We start from the raw sequence: 17,920 nt of genomic DNA, 5'->3' as shown, positions 1-17,920 counted from the left end.
CCGTGACCCTGCTGGTGGGCCTCTCCCCCGACGCCCGGGACGACGCCGGCGGCGCGATCGGGCTCGCCGTGCGCCTCGCGCTCGCGTGGGACGAGGACCTGCGGGTCGCGGTGGTCGTCACCCCGGGCTCCCGCCACCCGGACGGCACCGCGGCGCGGGCGGCGGTGGCGGGCCTGCTGTCCGACACCGGGCGCACCGTGCAGTGGGAGACCGTGCGCGGCCGGTCGGTCGCGGAGGCGCTCCTGGAGGCCGCCGGCGCCGCGGGAGTCACCGCCGTCGTGCTGGGCACCGACCCCGACCGCTCGGGCCGGATCGCCGTCCGCGTCGCCCGCAGCTCCCCGGTGCCCGTGGTGCTCGCCCGCGGGGCCGTGGCCCACCCCGGCCTGCCGATCACCCGTGTGACCTGCGCGTTCGACGGGACCGCCGCCGCCCCGGGCGTGCTGGCCGCGGCCGCGGCGCTGGCCGAGCGGTCGTCGGCGACCCTGCGGGTGGCGTCGTTCGCGGTCCGTCGGGCGGACTCCCCGCGGGCCGCGGTGGTGCTGGCCTGGTCGGAGCAGATCGCGGCGGCCCAGGCCGAGGAGCTGGCGCTGCTCGGGCGGGAGGCCGAGACCGGCGTCCACGCGGGCGCCACGTGGGACGAGGCCGTGCACGCCGCCGACTGGGGCCCGGGCGACCTGCTCGTCGTCGGCGGCTCCCCCGGCGCGGCCACCCGCTGGTTCCTCGGCGACCGGGTGGGCGCCATCCTGCAGGCGGCGCCGGTGCCCGCGGTGATCGTCCGGGCGTAGCGTGACCCGTCCCTTGCGCGAGGGGAACCCTCGACCGTCTAGAGCGACGGCATCCTCCCCTCGCGGTCGGCGGGTCGACACGCGAGGGGAGGATCCGGTCGCTGGAGGCGCACGAGGGTTCCCCTCGTGCGGGTGAGGCGCGACTACGAGGCCAGCTCCTCCAGGGGCGGGCAGGAGCAGACCAGGTGCCGGTCGCCGTGGGCCGAGTCGATCCGCCGCACCGGCACCCAGATCTTGTCCGGCCGGCCCGCCGCGGGGAACGCCGCCTCCTCACGGGTGTACGCGTGGTCCCACTCGGCCACGGTCACCGAGCGCGCCGTGAACGGGGCGTGGACCAGCGGGTTGTCGTCGGCCGGCCACTCCCCCGCCTCGACCTTGGCCGCCTCCGCACGGATGGCGATCATCGCGTCGCAGAACCGGTCGATCTCGGCGAGGTCCTCGGACTCGGTCGGCTCGACCATGAGCGTGCCCGCCACCGGGAACGACATCGTCGGTGCGTGGAAGCCGTAGTCGGCCAGCCGCTTGGCGACGTCGTCGACGGTGATGCCCGAGGACTTCGTCAGCGGCCGCAGGTCGAGGATGCACTCGTGCGCGACGAGGCCGCTCGCGCCCGCGTAGAGCACCGGGTACGACGGGCGCAGCCGCGCGGCCACGTAGTTCGCCGCCGCCACCGCGGTCAGCGTCGCGCGGCGCAGCCCGTCGACGCCCATGAGCCGGATGTAGGCCCAGGAGATCGGCAGGATCGACGCCGAGCCCCACGGCGCCCCGGCCACCGGGCCGACCCCGGTCGACGGCCCCGCCGAGGGCTGCGCGGGGTGGTTGGGCAGGAACGGCGCGAGGTGCTCGGCGACACCGATCGGCCCGACGCCGGGCCCGCCCCCTCCGTGCGGGATGCAGAAGGTCTTGTGCAGGTTGAGGTGGCTGACGTCGGCCCCGAAGCGGCCCGGGCGGGCGAGCCCGACCAGCGCGTTGAGGTTGGCGCCGTCGACGTAGACCTGGCCGCCGGCGTCGTGGACGGCCGCGAGCACCTTGCGGACTCCGGGCTCGTACACGCCGTGGGTCGACGGGTAGGTGATCATGATGGCCGAGAGGGCGTCCCCGACGTCGCCGATCACGCGCCGCAGGTCCTCGAGGTCGACGTCGCCGCGGTCGGTGGTCGAGACGACCTTGACCCGCATCCCCGCCGAGATCGCCGACGCGGCGTTGGTGCCGTGCGCCGAGGCGGGGATGACGCACACGTCGCGGTGGGTGTCCCCGCGCGAGTGGTGGTAGGCGCGGATCGCGAGCAGCCCCGCGAGCTCGCCCTGCGAGCCGGCGTTCGGCTGCAGCGAGACCGCGTGGTAGCCGGTGAGGTGGACCAGCCACGCCTCGAGGTCCCGGATCACCCGGAGCATCCCCGGCGCGTCGGACTCCGGCGCGAACGGGTGCAGCTCGGCGAAGCCCGGGTAGGTGATGGGCTCCATCTCCGCGGTGGCGTTGAGCTTCATCGTGCAGGACCCCAGCGGGATCATGCTCCGGTCCAGCGCCACGTCCTTGTCGGACAGGACCCGCAGGTAGCGCAGCAGCCCGGTCTCGCTGCGGTGGGTGTGGAAGACCGGGTTGGTCAGGTAGCGCGAGCTGCGCGCGAGCGCGGCGGGGACGGCGTCCCCGGTGGCGGCGTCGAGGTCGGCGGTGGTCTCGCGGCCGAGGCCGTCGATGCCGAAGGCCCGCCACGCCGCGGTGAGGTGCTCGCGGGTGGTGACCTCCGAGCAGGAGAGGCCGACGTGGTCGGCGTCGACCTCGCGGACGAGCAGGCCCTCCTCGCGACACCGCGCGACGACGTCGGCCGCGCCGCCGGGCACGCGGGCGAGCACGGTGTCGAAGAACTCCCGGTGCACGACCTCGACGCCGCCCTTGACCAGGCCGGCGGCGAGCACCGCGGCCATGCGGTGGGTGCGCCGCGCGATCCCCGCCAGGCCCGCCGGGCCGTGGTAGACGGCGTACATCGAGGCGATGACGGCGAGCAGCACCTGCGCGGTGCAGATGTTGCTGGTGGCCTTGTCGCGGCGGATGTGCTGCTCGCGGGTCTGCAGCGCGAGCCGGTGGGCGGGCGCGCCGTCGGCGTCGACGGAGGTCCCGACGAGGCGTCCCGGCAGCTGGCGCGCGAGCGCCTGGCGCACGGCGAGGAACCCGGCGTGCGGGCCCCCGAACCCGAGCGGCACCCCGAAGCGCTGGGTGGAGCCGACGGCGACGTCGGCGCCCTGCTCGCCGGGCGGGGTGACGACGGTGGCCGCGAGCAGGTCGCACGCGACGACGACCTTCGAGCCCCGCTGGTGCGCCGCGTCGATGACGGCGGTGTGGTCGCGCAGTGCCCCGGAGGCGCCGGGGGCGGCCAGCAGCAGCCCGAAGAAGTCCTCCCCGGGCAGGTCGGCCGTGGGGTCCACGAGCTCGATCCGGATGCCCAGCGACTCCGCCCGGGTCCGCAGGACCGCGATCGTCTGCGGCAGCGTGTCGGAGTCGACCAGGAAGACGTCGCTCGAGCTCTTGTCGACCCGGCGCAGCAGCAGCATGGCCTCGGCGGCTGCGGTGGACTCGTCGAGCATCGAGGCACCGGCGATGTCGAGGCCGGTCAGGTCGGTGACGACGGTCTGGAAGTTCAGCAGCGCCTCGAGGCGGCCCTGGGAGATCTCGGGCTGGTAGGGCGTGTAGGCGGTGTACCAGGCCGGGGCCTCGAGCACGTTGCGCCGGATCACCGGCGGGGTGACGGTGCCGTGGTAGCCCAGCCCGAGCATCGGGGTGAGCACGGTGTTCGAGGCCGCCAGAGCGCGCAGCTCGTCGAGGACCTGGGGCTCGGTGGCGGCGGGCGGCGGTGCCTGGTCCCGGGAACCACTGGTCTCCCAGTCGGCCGGGTCCGACCGGATCGACGTCGGCATCGCCCGGTCGGCGAGCTCGTCGAGCGAGCCGACGCCGATCGTCTCCAGCATGCGGGCGAGCTCGCCGGCGTCCGGGCCGATGTGCCGCTCGGTGAAGGGCACGCCGTGCTCGAGCGCGGCGAGCGAGTGGCGGTCTGAAGAGCTCACGCGGGGCCTCCCGGTGGCTGCCGGTGGGCCGGGGGTGTGCCGGCCGCGACCGGTCTCGGTCAGGGTCGCCCCGACGCGTGCCTCGACGGACGCGCCGGGTCCCTCCCCCTCTGCCGCTGCCCGCCACCTGCACGGGCGCCTGAGAGCTTCACCGGACCTCAACCCCGACTTCTCGGGCCGGCTTGCACCATCGGCGGGTACTCGCCCCTCGGGACCTGGCCCCGGGGGGATCGCACCACTTTCCAGAGGTCGTCTCGCCCACGCGGTACCCGATGCCTGAGAGATTCCGGGGAGGAGTTGCTCCTTCGGCGCCTGCGTCCAGAGGCTTCTGACTGCAGGTCTCTCCCGCGTGGAGTCGTAGACCGACGCGGCGCACGATACCGGCACCGGCATCCGGTGTCAGCCCCGAGCGAGGGCCACGTCACGCCGCCCGGGCGTGACTCACCCGGCCGAGCGCGCGCCCCGGTGACGCCGCGAGGCGAGCTCGTCCTCGGGGGCGTGGTCCATGACGGCGGCACCCGCCCCGGCCCGCTCGGCCGGGAAGTGCGCGATGGAGCCCGACAGCTCGCGCATCGCCCCGCCGACCGCGATGCCGAAGACACCCTGGCCGCCCTGGAGCAGGTCGACGACCTCCTCGGGCGAGGTGCACTCGTAGACCGTGACGCCGTCGGAGAACAGCGTGATCTTCGCGAGGTCGCGCACCCCGTGGCGGCGCAGCTGCTCGACGGCGGTGCGGATGTTGTTCAGCGAGACCCCGGTGTCGAGGAGGTTCTTGACCACCTTGAGCACCGCGAGGTCCTTGAAGGAGTACAGCCGCTGCGAGCCCGACCCGGTCGCGGTGCGGATGCTGGGGACGACGAGCTTGGTCCGGGCCCAGTAGTCCAGCTGCCGGTAGGTGATCCCGACGATCTGGCAGGCCGCCGGCCCGCGGTACCCGAGGACCTCGTCGTTCGGGCTCTCCCCGAACAGCTCGTCGGGGAACAGCGACCCCTGCTCGCCCGCCGGCCCGAGCGGCTGGAGGACCGCCGCGTCCGGCGCCGACGAGGACGGTGCCGAGGGAGACGAGTTCTGGGGAGACGGGTTCTGGGCAGCCGCGTCCCGTGCTCCGGGCCGCTCTCCGGCTCCCGCCACACCTGCCTCCTCGAGACTTCTGCAGAGCCTGCTCCCGGCCCTGGTCAGACGACCGTACGAGGGGCGTCCACGGGGGTCAACGCGACGCGCGGCGAACTCTGCACCTCGACTTCAGGGTCAGACCGATCAGGTCCCCGCGAAGTCCTCCGGGGAGACCGTGTCGAGGAACTCGCGGAACTTCTCGACCTCGTCCTCCTGCTCGTCCGGGATGACCAGCCCGGCCTCGGAGAGGACCCCCTCCTCGGCGTGGATCGGCACCCCGACCCGCAGCGCCAGGGCCACCGAGTCGCTGGGGCGGGCCGAGACGCGGACGTCGCCGTCGAAGACCAGCTCGGCGTAGAAGGTGCCCTCCTGCAGGTCGGTGATCCGCACCTGCTCGAGCCGGCGGTCCAGCGCGCCGAGCACGTCCTTGAGGAGGTCGTGGGTGAGCGGCCGCGCCGGCTTGACGCCCTGCTGCTCGAGGGCGATCGCGGTGGCCTCGACCGACCCGATCCAGATCGGCAGGTAGCGGTCCCCGTCGGACTCCCGCAGCAGGAGGATCGGCTGGTTCGCGGGCAGCTCGACCCGCACCCCCACGACACGCATCTCGCTCATGCGTCGCCTCCCTGTTTCCCACGTGGCGCGTCCCCGCACCGTCGGATCCCGGTCGGACGACGGTCGCTCCCGACGCCCCCACGAGGTGGGTGGGGCGACCCCGTCGACCCCGGGAACGCTACACGCTCACGCGGGTCCAGGGGCGGTGACGCGAGCCGGGTTCGGGGCCCGGCACGGCGGGTCGCTCAGCGGCGGAGGCCGTGGCGCAGCCCGGCGCCGACGAGCAGGGCGTGCAGCCGGCCCGAGAGACCGGCCAGCTCCCCGGACAGCTCCCGGGCACGCCGCGAGGCCTCGGGGGCCCGGCTGCGCGCCACCGGGGTGACGAGCTGGGTGAGCAGCCCGACCTCCCGGTCGGCGCCCGCCCGCAGGCCCCGCAGCAGCCGGGGCTCGACGCCGAGCGCGGCCAGCGCGGCCGCGGTCCGCGCGATCACCGGCGCCTCCGGCTCGTAACGCCCGGTGACGTCGGGCCGCAGGATCCCGTGGTGCTCCAGCGAGGTCAGCAGCGCCTCGTCGACGCCGTCCTCGGCGAGCACGGCCTCCCGCTCGACGCCCTCGACGTCGTCGGGACCCGCGCCCGCGTCCGCGGGCACCGCCCGCTCCGGGTCCTGGTCGGCGAGCTCCGGGTCCGCCGGCGGGCCCACCGCGGTGAGCCCGCGGGGCCGCGTCGGCCGGGCGTCGGCCTGCCCGCGCGACCCGTCCCCGCCGTCGCCGCCGCCCCCGCCCGGGCCGCCGGTGCCGACCAGCGCGTCGGTCGGGCTGACCGGGTCCGCGGAGGCGGTGAGGACGGGGCCGTCGGGGGTCGGGTCGCGGTCGAACTCGTCGAGCTTCGCCCGGATGACCTTGAGCGGCAGGTAGTGGTCCCGCTGCGCCGACAGCACGAAGCGCAGCCGCCGGATGTCGGCGTGGGAGAACTGCCGGTAGCCCGACGGCGTCCGCGCCGGCGAGATCAGGCCCTCCGACTCGAGAAACCGAATCTTGGAGATCGTGATCTCGGGGAAGTCCTCGCGCAGGGCGTCGAGGACCGAGCCGATGGAGAGCGCGCCCCGACCGGCGCGGTCACCGTGCGAGAGCCCGGCCGCCGTCACCGATCCCCCCTCGCCGTCGTCGGACCCGTCTGTGCACTCGCCGGGCTCACGAGTACTCCAGTCCGGCCCCCTGACCGGCGGAGCCGGCGTCGCGCGGCCCGGTCAGGAAGACCAGGCGGAACTTGCCGATCTGCACCTCGTCGCCGTTGGCGAGCACGGCGGTGTCCACCGGCTCCCGGTTCACGTAGGTGCCGTTGAGGCTGCCGACGTCGACGACGACGAACTCCGCCCCGTCCCGCCGGAACTCGGCGTGGCGGCGCGACACCGTCACGTCGTCGAGGAAGATGTCGCTGTCGGGGTGCCGGCCCGCGCTCGTGGTGTCGCGGTCGAGCAGGAAGCGCGACCCCGCGTTCGGGCCCCGCTTGACCACCAGCAGCGCGGACCCGGCGGGCAGCGAGTCGACGCCGGAGACGCCCCCGCCGCCGCGGGTGTCCGCATCGGACTCGGCGAGGAAGTCGGCCCGGAAGACCGACGTCGTCTCGCCCTGACGCTCGGGGGGGACCGGACCGCCTGTGCTCACCGTGCTCCTCCGTCGATGCTCGCCTGCCACTGCCGTTCGGGGCCTCACCGAGCCGAGCCCGGGAGCGGGTGCCGCGTCCCGCGATACGCCCCGCTCGGGGCGCCGCGACGAGGTGGTGGTCACGGTACCGTGCGTCACCACCGGCCCGTGTTGCGGTCCCGACTCGACGTTCCCGCGCAGGCCGGGCCGGGGATCTACTCCCCGTCGATCAGCGCCTGGTACGCCGAGGCGTCCAGGAGCTCCGAGCGCGCTCCCGGGTCGGAGAGCCGCAGCTCGAACATCCACCCCGAGCCGTACGGGTCGGAGTTGAGCTGCTCCGGGGTGTCGCCGAGCGAGTCGTTCACCGCGGTGATCTCCCCGGCGAGCGGCGCGTAGATCTCGGAGACCGACTTGGTGGACTCCACCTCGGCGATCGAGTCGCCGCCCGAGACGGTGTCGCCGACCGTCGGCAGCTGCACGAAGACCACGTCGCCGAGCTGCTCCTGGGCGTAGTCGGTGATGCCGACCCGCACCGTCCCCTCGTCCTCCGCCGTCGCGACCCACTCGTGCTCGGCGGTGTAGTGCAGACCCTCGGGGACCACGCTCGACTCCCTCGTCTCTCGGTGCGGTGCTCACGGCGCCCGACGGTGATCGTCGAACGGCGGCGGCGAGCGTAGAGGGCCCCGTTCAGGACGGGCAATCGAGCGTCCGGGCCGGGGTCCGGACCAGCTGCGTGACGTACAACGCTCCGGAGTAGAGGTGCAGCGCGATGCCCCACACCGTGAACGCGTAGGCGAACGGCCGCGCGGCGTCGGCGCCGGGCCAGTCCATCTGGGCGAGCAGCAGCAGCGGGAAGGCGTAGAGCAGGCAGAGCGTGGCGGCCTTGCCGATGTAGAGCACGGGGAAGGCGAGGTAGCCCTTGCGCCGGAGCAGCGGCAGGGCGGCGGAGACGACGACGTCGCGGCCGACGATGAGCACCACCACCCACCACGGCACGATGTCGCGCACGACGAAGGCCACCAGCGCCGCGAGGGTGTACATCCGGTCGGCGAGCGGGTCCAGGGCCTCGCCGAGCCGGCTGTACTGGTCGAGCCAGCGGGCGATCTTGCCGTCGAGCCAGTCGGTGATCCCGGAGATCACCAGCACGATCAGCGCCCACCCGTCGGCGCGCGGGCCGAGCAGCAGCCACAGGAACACCGGCACGCCCGCGAGCCGGATCACCGACAGCAGGTTGGGCACCGTCAGCCACCGCTCGGCGGCGATCTCGCGGATCGTCACGGCGGGGAGTGTGGACCAGGGTGGCCCTCGCGCGCTCAGCGCGCGGTCCACCCCATGTCCATCGTCACCGGGCCCCCGGTGAAGGTGCGGCCCGCCGGGGTGGTGAGGAACGCGACGACGTCGGCCACGTCGCTCGGCTCGATGAGGGCCTTGCGGACGTGCGGGGTGAGGATGACCTCCTCGAGCACCCGGTCCTCGCTGATGCCGTGGGCCTTCGCCTGGTCGGCGATCTGCTTCTCCACCAGCGGCGTGCGCACGTAGCCGGGGCAGACGGCGGCGGCGGTGATGCCGTCGGTCGCGCCCTCGAGCGCGAGGGTCTTCACCAGGCCCAGCACGCCGTGCTTCGCCGACACGTAGCCCGCCTTGTACGGGCTCGCCGCGAGGGCGTGGGCCGAGGCGATCGGGATGAACCGGCCACCCTCCGGGGCGGCACGCAGCGCGTCCCACGCGTACTTCGCGAGCAGGAACGGGCTGGTCAGCAGGATGGCGAGCAGCGCGTCCCAGCGCTCCTCGGGGAAGTCCTCGATCGGCGAGACGTGCTGGAACCCGGCGTTGGGCACGACGAGGTCGAGGCGGCCGAAGCGCCCGAGCGCGGTGTCGACGGCGGCGCGGTTGCCCTCGCGCGTCGTGAGGTCGGCGCCCAGGCCCTCCGCGCCCTTGAGGTCCGGTTCCTCGAGGTCCACCCCGAGGACCTGCCAGCCGTCGGAGACGAGGCGTTCGACGACGGCGCGGCCGATGCCGCTGGCCGAGCCGGTGACGAGGGCGGCGCGTTCACTCACGGTCGCCGACCGTAGGTCGCGGGGACGCCGGGCGGAAGAGCGCCCCCACTCCCGGCCGGGCGGCCGCCGGGCGGCGAGGTCACCGCGGAGCTGCCAGCATCACGCGACGTGGACGCCCCGCCCGCGACCGGCACCCCTGCCACCCGCACCCCAGCCGCCCCCACCTCAGCCGCCCCCGCACCGGCCACCCCGGCACCATCCGCCCCCGCGCTCGGCGTCCCCGCGGACCCGGTCCCGACGGTGCCCGACGTCCGGCGCCTCGCGGTGCTGCGCGCCAACGGCCTGGGCGACCTGGTCGTCGCCGAGCCGGCGCTCTCGGCCGTGCGCGCCGCCTACCCGGACGCGGAGATCACGCTGCTGGGCGCCCCGCACCACGAGGCGCTGCTGGCGGGGCGCCCGTTCCCGGTCGACCGGGTCGTCGTGGTGCCTCCGGTGCACGGGGTCCGGGCCTACCCGCACTCGGTCCCGGACGTCTCCGAGGCCGAGCTCGAGGCGTGGGTCGCGCCGCTGCGGGAGTACGGCTACGACCTCGCGATCCAGATGCACGGCGGTGGCGGCAACTCGAACCGGCTCATCGACCGCCTGGGCGCGCGCGTGACGGCGGGCACCGCGGCCCCGGACGCCCCGCGGCCCGACCGCTGGGTGCCCTACACCCCCTACCAGCACGACACGCTGCGCTGGAACGAGCTCGCGGCCGCCGTCGGGGCCCGCGCGGACCGCGTCGAGCCGCGCCTCGCGGTGACCGCCGACGACCTCGCCGCCTCCCTCGACGTCGTCCCCGCCGCCGACGAGCCCCTCGTGGTCGTGCACCCGGGCGCCACCGACGCCCGCCGCTGCTACCCGGAGGACCGGCTCGGGACGGTCGCGGCCGCCCTGTCCGGAGCCCGCGTCGTCGTCGTGGGCGGGCCGGACGAGGCCGACCGGGTCGGGCGGGTCGCCGAGGGCTACCGCGCCGCGACCGGGCGCGACCCCGAGACCGCGGTCGGCACGCTGTCGCTGCCCGGCCTCGTCGGGCTGCTCGCCCGCGCGGACATGGTGGTCGGCAACGACTCCGGCCCGCGCCACCTCGCCGGCGCGGTGGGGACGCCGACCGTCGCCGTCTTCACCTACGCCAACCTCGCCGACGTCGCGCCGCTCACCCGCGTCTGGCACCGGGTGCTGGTGTCGTGGCACGGCGGCTGCCAGGTGTGCGGGCTGCGGGTGCTCGAGGGCTGGTGCGGGCACGGCGCCTCGGCCACCCACGACGTACCGGTCGAGGACGTCGTCGAGGCCGCGACCGAGCTGTGGGCCCAGGTCGGGGTCTAGCCGCCGGCCACCACCCGCTGGCGCTGCCGGCCGAGCCCGTCGATCTCGAGCTCGACGACGTCGGCGTCCCGCAGGTAGGGGAAGCGCCCGGAGAGCGCGACGCCCTCGGGGGTGCCCGTGAACACCAGGTCGCCCGCCTCGAGCACCATCCGCCGCGAGAGCACGCGGACCAGCGCGCCCACCCCGAACACCATGTCCTTCGTGGAGGAGTCCTGCCGGGGCTCGCCGTTGACGTGCGACCGCAGCCGCAGCCCCTGCGGGTCGACCTCGTCGGCGGGCACCAGCAGGGGTCCCAGCGGGGCGAAGGTGGGGAACGTCTTCCCGGTCGACCACTGCCCGCCGGAGAGGTCGAACTGGTGGGTGCGCTCGGAGACGTCGTTGCCGACCGCGTAGCCGGCGACGTGGGCGAGCGCGTCCTCGTCCGAGTCCAGCGCCCACGCGCGGCGACCGATCACCGCCACGAGCTCGACCTCCCAGTCGCCGCGCTCCGAGCCGGCGGGCAGGTGCACGTCGTCGTCCGGGCCGACGACGGTGTTGGGGTGCTTGAGGAAGAGGATCGGGTGCTCCGGGACGGCGCTTCCGGACTCGGCCGCGTGCGCGGCGTAGTTCTGGCCGATGCACAGCACCGCGGCGGGCCGGGCGACCGGTGGCCCGGTCCGCAGCCGGTCGGCGCCGTCGAGCACCGGCAGGCGCCCGGCGCGGGCCGCGTCCCGGGCGCGCTCGAGGCCGCCGGCGGCGAGGAACGCGCCGTCGATGTCGTCGGTCAGGTCGGAGAGGTCGTAGGTGACGTCGTCGACGACGACGGCGGGGCGTTCCCGGCCGGGCTCCCCCAGCCGGCAGAAGCCGGTCACGCCGGCACCCCCACGACGGCCTCGACCTCGACGAGGAGCTCGGGGTGCACGAGCGCGCTCACCTCGACGAGCGTGCTCGCCGGCAGCGCCGGCCCGAAGAACTCCCGGCGCACCTCGTTGACCGCGGCCCGGTCGCGGACGTCGCGGAGGAAGACGGTCACCTTGAGCACGTCGGCGAACGAGGCCCCGACGTGGGCGAAGACCGCCGCCAGGTGCTCGTGCACCCGGCGGGCCTGGGCGGCGACGTCGCCCGCGCCGACGACGCCGCCGTCCTCGTCGAACGCGACCATGCCGGAGACGAACAGCAGGTCGCCGAAGCGGACGGCGTCGGTGTAGTGCGACACCGCGGGCGGGAGCCCCGGGACGTCGAGCTCCTCACGGACCGGGCGGGCAGGGGCGGTCATGCGGACCTCCGGGGGGTCGTGGGGTGGTGTTCGAGGTGGTCGGCCAGGGCCCGCAGCGCCGGCGGGCCGGACAGGTCGACGTGGTCGTCGACGAGGGGGACGACGTCACGCATCCCGCGCACCTGCGGGTCGTGGCCGGACGCGGCGGCGTGCGGGTCGCACCAGACGATCCGGCGCACGCGGTCGCGCAGCCGGTGCATCTGCTCGGTCAGCAGGTCGGGCTCGCCGACGTCCCACCCGTCGCTGAGGACGAACGCGACGGTATCGGCGGTGATCCGGTCCCCGGCGGCGTCGAGGAAGGCGCGCAGGCAGTGACCGATGCGGGTGCCGCCGGCGAGCGCGTGCTCCTGGGCGTGCAGCCAGCGCAGCGCCGCGGCGCGGTCACGGCGACGGAACGGCTCCCCGACCAGGGTGAGCTCGACGTTGAACACGCCGAGCTCGACCAGCCGGGCGTGCCGCGCCAGGGCGTGGACGAAGGTGAGGAACAACGGGGTCACCGCGGCCATCGACGAGCTGACGTCGCAGAGCACCACCACGCGCGTGCGGCGGGGGCGGGGCGCGGTGCGAGGGAGCACCAGCGGCTCCCCGCCGGTGGCGAGCGCGTGGCGCAGCCCGGCCCGGGCGTCGACGGCGTCACCGTGCGCCGCGGTCCGGCGCCGCCGGCCCGGGTCCCGGCGCAGGGCGACGACGACGCGGCGGGCCAGCTCGTCGACCTCGCGGGCGTCGAGGGCGCCGAGGTCGTCGACGGGCACCCGGCGTCCGGCGCCGCGGCCGCGGGTCGCCCGGGGGCTGCGCCGCTGACCGGACCGGGCCTCGTCGTCGGGCCCGGGAGACTCGCGCGCTGCCCCTCCGGTCGTGCCCGGGGCGTCGGGCGCGGGCGCCGCGTCGGCACCGGTGCGGGTGGTGGCGTCGTCGCGCGCGCTCCAGAAGACCCCGAACAGCAGGTCGACCAGGCGCTGGGCGGCCCGGTCACCGGCGAGCGTGGCGCGCAGCGCGTCGCGGACGTCGTCGCGGCGGGCCACGTCGACGAGGCCGAGGGCCCGGACCGCGCGCACCGGGGCACCGCCGGGCACCGTGGCTCCGCAGTCGCGCAGCAGCTCGGCGAAGAGCACCACGTCCTGCGCCGGGTGCCCGGTCCGCCGGCGGCGGGCCGCCCGGGCCCGCGCGAGGAGCGCGTCGCGGGCGCCGGCCCGGTCGACCGGGCGCCGCAGATCGCCGGCGGTCACGCCACGCCCGCCTCGCGCAGGGCGCGGCGGCCGTCCTCGCCGCGGAACCGGGCGAGGTCGGTGCCGTCCTTGAGCAGGCAGCCCAGGGTCTCGTCGACGGTGGTCGCGTCGAGCCCGCCGTCGCCGCTGAGCGCGAGGGCACGGACCCAGTCGACGGTCTCCGAGACGCCGGGCGTCTTGCGGTAGGACCCCGCCCGCACCCGGGCGACGAGCTCGCACACCCGGCGGACCAGGGCCTCCGGGGCGCCGGGCACGCGCGCCGCCACGATCTCGGTCTCGCGCCCGGTGTCCGGGTAGGGCAGCCAATGATAGAGGCAGCGGCGCCGCAGCGCGTCCGACAGCGGGCGGGACCGGTTCGCGGTGAGCACGATCCGGGGCCGGCGGGTCGCGGTGATCGTGCCGAGCTCGGGCACCGTCACCTGGAACTGCCCGAGCACCTCGAGCAGCAGCGCCTCGAACTCCTCGTCGGCCCGGTCGACCTCGTCGACCAGCAGCACGACGGGGCGGTCGTCGTGGCTCGGGCTGATCGCCTCGAGCAGCGGACGACGCAGCAGGAAGGCCTCGGAGAAGATCGTGCGCTCCAGATCCTCCCCCGCCGCACCCCGGGCCTCCGCCAGCCGGATCGCCAGCAGCTGACGGGGGTAGTCCCACTCGTAGAGCGCGTGGTGGGCGGCCAGCCCCTCGTAGCACTGCAGCCGCACCAGCCGGGCCCCGGTGGCCTCGGCGAGCGCCTCGGCGACGGCGGTCTTGCCCACCCCCGGCTCGCCCTCGAGCAGCACCGGCAGCTCGAGCGCCCCGGCCAGCCGCAGCACCGTCGCCAGCGACCGGTCCGCGACGTACCCGGTGGCCGCCAGGTCCGCCACCAGGGCGGCGACCGGGTCCGGGTCGGTGACCGGATGGCCCGCCTCAGCCATCGGCGGGGACCGGGGCGTCGCCCCGCATCACCTCGGCGGCCTCCATGGCCGCGTCGACGATGTGCTGGTAGCCGGTGCAGCGGCAGAGGTTGCCGGCGATGGCGTGCCGCACGCCGTCGCGCGTCGGCTCCGGGTTCTCCTCGAGGTGGCCCTTGAGCACCATCAGCATCCCGGGCGTGCAGAACCCGCACTGCAGGGCGTGGCAGCGGTGGAACGCCTCCTGCAGCGGGTGCAGGTCCTCGGCGCGGGTCCGCACCGCCTCCAGCGGCGCGTACATGCCCGCCAGGCTCTGCGTGGTCACGTGCTCGACGGGGGCGAGCCGCTGCGGCGCGAGGCCCTCGACGGTCGTGACCTCGGCCCCGTCGACCTGCACCGCGAGCACGTTGCAGGACTTGGTGATCTCGCCGTCGACCTCGATCGCGCAGCAGCCGCAGCGCGCCTCGAGGCAGCCGTTGTGGGCGCCGGTGAAGCCCGCGACCTCGCGCACGAACTCCAGCAACAGGGTCCGCTCGTCGATCTCGGCGGTGACCTCGCGGCCGTTGACGGTCAGGGTGACCTGCTGCATCACGACCTCCGGAGGTCGGCGGCGGCGCGGGTGACCGCGCGGCGGACGAGGGTGCGGACGAGCTCGTGGCGGTACCGGACGGCCTCGCCGGCGGTGGCGCCGCCGGGCAGGACCTCCTCGGCGGCCGCGTCGGCTGCGGCCGCGACGGCGTCGGGGTCGGGCAGCGGCCCGACGAGCCGCGCGGCGGCGCCGGGCACGGGGGTGGGTGCCGGGGTGGCCCCGCCGACGGTGAGCCGGGCCTCGGCCACTCCGTCCGCACCCGCGCGCAGGGCGCAGGTCACCGACACGATGGCGGCGTCGAACACCCGGTGGCGGAACTTCTCGAAGGCCACGGCGTCCCACCGCGGCCGCGGCGGCAGCACCAGCGCGGTGAGCACCTCGTCAGGGCGCAGCGCGACGAGGCCGGGGCCCTGGGCGAACCCGGTGGCGGGCACCTCCCGGTCGCCGCCGGCGCCGGTGATGCGCAGGGTGGCGTCGACGCCGGCGGCGAGGACGGGGACGTCGTAGCGCGGGTCGCCGGTGCACAGCGAGCCGCCGACGGTGCCGCGGTTGCGCACCGGCCGGTCCGCGAGGTCACCGGCCACCGCGCCCAGCACGCCGTGCCAGCCGCCCAGGGCGGTGGCGTCGAGCCGGGTCAGGGCCGTGTAGGTCGTGGCGGCGCCGACGACCAGGGAGCCGTCGTCGGCGGTCCGCACCCCCGCGAGGCCCTCGACGCCGGCCAGCGACACCAGGTGCGTCGGGCCCGCCGTGCGGTCCTTCATCGCCAGCAGCAGGCTCTGCCCGCCGGCGATCAGCCGGGCCCCGGGCGCGTGCTCGCGCAGGAGCGCGACGGCGTCGGTGGTGGTCCCCGGCTCGAGCCAGGTGAACGCCCTCACGCGCCCTCCTCCGGGTCGAGGTCGAAGTCGAAGTCGAAGTCGAAGTCGTCCGCCTCGGCGGCGGTCGGCGACGGCCACTCGTCGGGGCAGCGCGGTCCGGTGAAGTCGGGCATGTCGTCGGGGTAGCGCAGCGTCTCGACGCCCCGGCGCTCCTTCTCCCGCAGCGCCGTCAGCATCCGCTGCGGGGTGATGGGCAGGGCGGTGAACCGGATCCCGGTCGCGTCGAGGACCGCGTTGCCGATGGCGGCGGGCACCGGCCCGGTGCCCGACTCCCCCGCGCCCTTCTGGCCGCCCGGGATCGTCGTCGACGGCGCCGGGATCTCCGACATCCTGGTCAGCTCCGGGACCTCGGGGGCGGTGACCGCGAGGTAGTCCTTGAAGCTCGCGTTGAGCTGGTGGCCGTTCTCGTCGTAGACGTAGTCCTCGGAGAGCGCCATCCCCATGCCCATGAGGAAGCCGCCCTGGTGCTGGCCCTCGACGACGAGCGGATTGATCACCGTGCCGGTGTCGTGGACCATCGCGTAGTCGACGACGGTGACCCGCCCGGTCTCCGGGTCCACCCGCACGTGGGCGGCGTGGGCGGCGCCGGAGTAGGTGACGCTGAGGTTCCCCGAGCCGTCGGAGGCCTCCCGCTCGGTGGGCGTGTCGTAGGTCGCGACGGTCTCCAGCGTCGGCTCGAAGTCCGGCGGCAGCTGGTGGGTGCGGTAGGCCGCGGTGGCCGCGAGGATCTCCAGGTAGATGCCGCTGTCCGGGAGGCCCTTGACGAACACGCGGTCGTTGCCGGTGTCGAGGTCGCCCGGTCCGACCTCGAGCACGTGGGCGGCGATCGCGAGGACCTTGTCGCGCAGCCGCTCGGTGGCCAGCCGGCAGGCGGTCCCCAGCACGGCGGCGCCGCGGCTGGCGTAGGTGCCCAGCCCGAACGGCGCGGTCATGCTGTCCGGCGGCGCCAGGGTGACCTTCTCGATGCCGACGCCGAGCCCGTCGGCGACGATCTGGGACAGCATCGTGGCGTGGCTCTGGCCGTGGGAGACGTCGCTGGAGTAGATCGTCACCGTGCCGTCGGTCTCGAGGCGCAGCCGCACCGCGGACAGGTCGGTGTCCAACGAGGGGTGGCGACAGCTCGTGTACTTCATCGACACCGCCAGCCCCAGACCCTCGTGGGGCACCGGCGCCGCGCGCTTGGCGGCCCAGTCGATGGCCTCGGCGCAGGCGGTCAGGCACTGCTTGATCGACGTCGAGTCGATGACCTGCCCCATGGGGGTCCGGTAGGGGAAGGTCGCGGGGTCGACGACGTTGCGCTCGCGGACCGCCAGCGGGTCGAGACCGAGCTCGCGCGCGGCCATGTCGACGAGCTGCTCCTTGGCCCACACCGTCTGCGGGATGCCGAAGCCGCGCAGCGGGCCGCCCGGGGCGGTCGTGGTGTGCACGATGTCCGAGTCCACGTGCACGTTCGGGATCGGGTAGGGCAGCATCCCGACGTTGGTGCCGATGTGGACCACCTGGTTGCCCCACACCGACATGGCGCCGGTGTTGTGCACCACGTAGTCGCGGTAGCCGGTGATCTCGCCGTCCGCCGCCATGGCCAGCTCGGCGTAGCGCACCTGCGAGTTGCGCGTGGTGCCCGCCCGGAAGATCTCGTCCCGGCGCAGCACCAGCTTCACCGGGCGCCCCAGCCGCATCGAGAACAGAGCCGCGATCACCTCGTGGCCGAACATCTGGGCCTTGGAGCCGAACCCGGCACCGACCTCGGGCACCATCACCCGCACCTTGGTGCGCGGGATCTGGAGGACGTCGGCCAGCACGTCGCGGACCATGTACACCGACTGGGTGGAGGACCAGAGGGTCAGCACCCCGGTGAACGGGTCGTGGCTCGCCACGCACCCGTGCGGATCCAGGGCCGCGCCGGCCTGCTTGTTGGTGGTGAACCGCTGGCGGACCACCACGGCCGCGTCCCGCTCCGCCGCCGCGAAGTCCCCGACCCGGACCCGGTAGCGGTCGAAGACGTTGCCCTCGCCGAACTCGTAGACGATCCGTTCCTGGACGAGCGGGGCGTCCGGGCGCAGCGCCTGCTCGGGATCGACGACGGCGGGCAGCTCCTCCAGGTCCACCGCGACGGCCTCGCAGCCGTCCAGCGCCTGGTAGCGCGTCCCCGCGACCACCGCCGCCAGTTCCTGGCCCTCGTAGAGGACCTTGTCGGTGGCGAACGGGAAGTGGTCGCCGACCAGCAGGTCCTGCATGAGGTCGCCCCACGGCTTGACCTTGCCGACGAGCTCGGCGCCGGCCAGGACGTCGAGCACGCCGGGGACGGCACGCGCGGGAGCGGTGTCGATCGAGCGGACGCGCGCGTGGGCGACGGTGCTGCGCAGGATCGTCGCGTGGACCATCCCGGGGAGCCGGATGTCGTCGATGAACCGGGCGGTGCCGGTCAGCAGCGCGAGGTCCTCCTTGCGCGGCACCGAGGTGCCGACGAGGCGGGGGCCGGTCGCCGCCGGTCCGGGACCGGCGGTGCGGGGTGGGGCTTCGGTCACGGGCGTGCCTTTCGCGCGGGAGCGGGCGGGCGGTGTCCGCGG

At 75.3% G+C, this 17,920-nt stretch carries 17 protein-coding genes and 1 riboswitch; of the genes, 2 read left to right on the top strand and 15 right to left on the bottom strand.

From position 1 onward, the window contains the following. The first annotated feature begins 2 nt into the window (after positions 1-2). On the top strand, positions 3-785 hold the full coding sequence (locus HH311_RS06470) for a universal stress protein (RefSeq protein ID WP_169182805.1): 783 nt from the start codon (positions 3-5) through the stop codon (positions 783-785). A gap of 143 nt (positions 786-928) precedes the next feature. On the opposite strand, the gene gcvP is transcribed toward HH311_RS06470, so the two are convergent. The 8 genes from gcvP to HH311_RS06430 form a co-directional block, all read right to left on the bottom strand. After that, positions 929-3,844, bottom strand: coding sequence for an aminomethyl-transferring glycine dehydrogenase (gene gcvP / locus HH311_RS06465; protein WP_169182804.1), 2,916 nt, complete (start codon positions 3,842-3,844; stop codon positions 929-931). Positions 3,845-4,097: 253 nt separating this feature from the next. Further along, positions 4,098-4,202, bottom strand: a riboswitch (glycine riboswitch). Positions 4,203-4,285: 83 nt separating this feature from the next. Further along, positions 4,286-4,828 carry a MerR family transcriptional regulator gene (locus HH311_RS06460; RefSeq protein WP_211189802.1) on the bottom strand — a complete coding sequence of 181 codons (543 nt, stop codon included), beginning with the start codon at positions 4,826-4,828 and terminating at the stop codon, positions 4,286-4,288. Positions 4,829-5,101: 273 nt separating this feature from the next. Next, positions 5,102-5,569: a bifunctional nuclease family protein gene (locus HH311_RS06455; RefSeq protein WP_026204493.1), complete on the bottom strand. Its 468-nt coding sequence runs from the start codon at positions 5,567-5,569 to the stop codon at positions 5,102-5,104. Between the two features lie 185 nt (positions 5,570-5,754). Then, positions 5,755-6,654, bottom strand: coding sequence for a MerR family transcriptional regulator (locus tag HH311_RS06450; protein ID WP_169182802.1), 900 nt, complete (start codon positions 6,652-6,654; stop codon positions 5,755-5,757). Between the two features lie 46 nt (positions 6,655-6,700). Further along, a complete protein-coding gene (gene garA / locus HH311_RS06445; protein WP_169182801.1) occupies positions 6,701-7,174 on the bottom strand; it encodes a glycogen accumulation regulator GarA in 474 nt (157 codons plus the stop codon). Between the two features lie 194 nt (positions 7,175-7,368). Beyond that, entirely contained in the window at positions 7,369-7,755 is a 387-nt protein-coding gene (gcvH, locus tag HH311_RS06440) for a glycine cleavage system protein GcvH (RefSeq protein ID WP_169182800.1), read from the bottom strand. 85 nt (positions 7,756-7,840) lie between these two features. Then, positions 7,841-8,431 carry a CDP-alcohol phosphatidyltransferase family protein gene (locus tag HH311_RS06435; RefSeq protein WP_169182799.1) on the bottom strand — a complete coding sequence of 197 codons (591 nt, stop codon included), beginning with the start codon at positions 8,429-8,431 and terminating at the stop codon, positions 7,841-7,843. A 35-nt stretch (positions 8,432-8,466) separates the two neighbouring features. After that, on the bottom strand, positions 8,467-9,210 hold the full coding sequence (locus tag HH311_RS06430; RefSeq protein ID WP_169182798.1) for an SDR family NAD(P)-dependent oxidoreductase: 744 nt from the start codon (positions 9,208-9,210) through the stop codon (positions 8,467-8,469). A gap of 108 nt (positions 9,211-9,318) precedes the next feature. On the opposite strand from HH311_RS06430, the gene HH311_RS31445 reads away from it, so the two are divergent. Continuing rightward, a complete protein-coding gene (locus HH311_RS31445) occupies positions 9,319-10,515 on the top strand; it encodes a glycosyltransferase family 9 protein (RefSeq protein ID WP_211189760.1) in 1,197 nt (398 codons plus the stop codon). Here HH311_RS31445 and HH311_RS06420 read toward each other — a convergent pair. The 7 genes from HH311_RS06420 to HH311_RS06390 are packed head-to-tail and all read right to left on the bottom strand — an operon-like array spanning position 10,512 to position 17,878. After that, a complete protein-coding gene (locus HH311_RS06420) occupies positions 10,512-11,366 on the bottom strand; it encodes a fumarylacetoacetate hydrolase family protein (protein ID WP_169182797.1) in 855 nt (284 codons plus the stop codon). The two genes, HH311_RS31445 and HH311_RS06420, sit on opposite strands and share 4 nt — an antisense overlap. Then, a complete protein-coding gene (locus HH311_RS06415; protein WP_169182796.1) occupies positions 11,363-11,770 on the bottom strand; it encodes a RidA family protein in 408 nt (135 codons plus the stop codon). Before HH311_RS06415 ends, HH311_RS06420 begins: the two co-directional genes overlap by 4 nt. After that, the gene (locus HH311_RS33145) at positions 11,767-12,996 is read right to left on the bottom strand and encodes a VWA domain-containing protein (RefSeq protein ID WP_169182795.1); all 1,230 of its coding nucleotides are present in this window, start codon (positions 12,994-12,996) and stop codon (positions 11,767-11,769) included. The genes HH311_RS06415 and HH311_RS33145 overlap by 4 nt, the downstream gene beginning before the upstream one ends. Beyond that, complete coding sequence (locus HH311_RS06405; RefSeq protein ID WP_169182794.1) at positions 12,993-13,910, bottom strand: MoxR family ATPase; 918 nt, start codon at positions 13,908-13,910, stop codon at positions 12,993-12,995. Before HH311_RS06405 ends, HH311_RS33145 begins: the two co-directional genes overlap by 4 nt. Beyond that, on the bottom strand, positions 13,903-14,475 hold the full coding sequence (locus tag HH311_RS06400; protein WP_169182793.1) for a (2Fe-2S)-binding protein: 573 nt from the start codon (positions 14,473-14,475) through the stop codon (positions 13,903-13,905). Before HH311_RS06400 ends, HH311_RS06405 begins: the two co-directional genes overlap by 8 nt. Beyond that, a complete protein-coding gene (locus HH311_RS06395; protein ID WP_169182792.1) occupies positions 14,475-15,350 on the bottom strand; it encodes a xanthine dehydrogenase family protein subunit M in 876 nt (291 codons plus the stop codon). Before HH311_RS06395 ends, HH311_RS06400 begins: the two co-directional genes overlap by 1 nt. Continuing rightward, positions 15,347-17,878 carry a xanthine dehydrogenase family protein molybdopterin-binding subunit gene (locus HH311_RS06390; protein WP_169182791.1) on the bottom strand — a complete coding sequence of 844 codons (2,532 nt, stop codon included), beginning with the start codon at positions 17,876-17,878 and terminating at the stop codon, positions 15,347-15,349. The genes HH311_RS06395 and HH311_RS06390 overlap by 4 nt, the downstream gene beginning before the upstream one ends. Positions 17,879-17,920 lie beyond the last annotated feature (42 nt).

The sequence above is a fragment of the Actinomycetospora sp. TBRC 11914 genome (genome assembly GCF_012933465.1).
Taxonomy (GTDB): domain Bacteria; phylum Actinomycetota; class Actinomycetes; order Mycobacteriales; family Pseudonocardiaceae; genus Actinomycetospora.
Note: the sequence above shows the minus strand (reverse complement) of the source record. Positions and strands in the feature narration are given on the sequence as shown.

Bases quoted from the DNA above. Each gene is read 5' to 3' on its own strand.
- HH311_RS06415 (WP_169182796.1), bottom strand. From the start codon at position 11,770: ATGACCGCCCCTGCCCGCCCGGTCCGTGAGGAGCTCGACGTCCCGGGG.
- HH311_RS06455 (WP_026204493.1), bottom strand. From the start codon at position 5,569: ATGAGCGAGATGCGTGTCGTGGGGGTGCGGGTCGAGCTGCCCGCGAAC.
- HH311_RS06405 (WP_169182794.1), bottom strand. From the start codon at position 13,910: ATGGCTGAGGCGGGCCATCCGGTCACCGACCCGGACCCGGTCGCCGCC.
- HH311_RS06400 (WP_169182793.1), bottom strand. From the start codon at position 14,475: ATGCAGCAGGTCACCCTGACCGTCAACGGCCGCGAGGTCACCGCCGAG.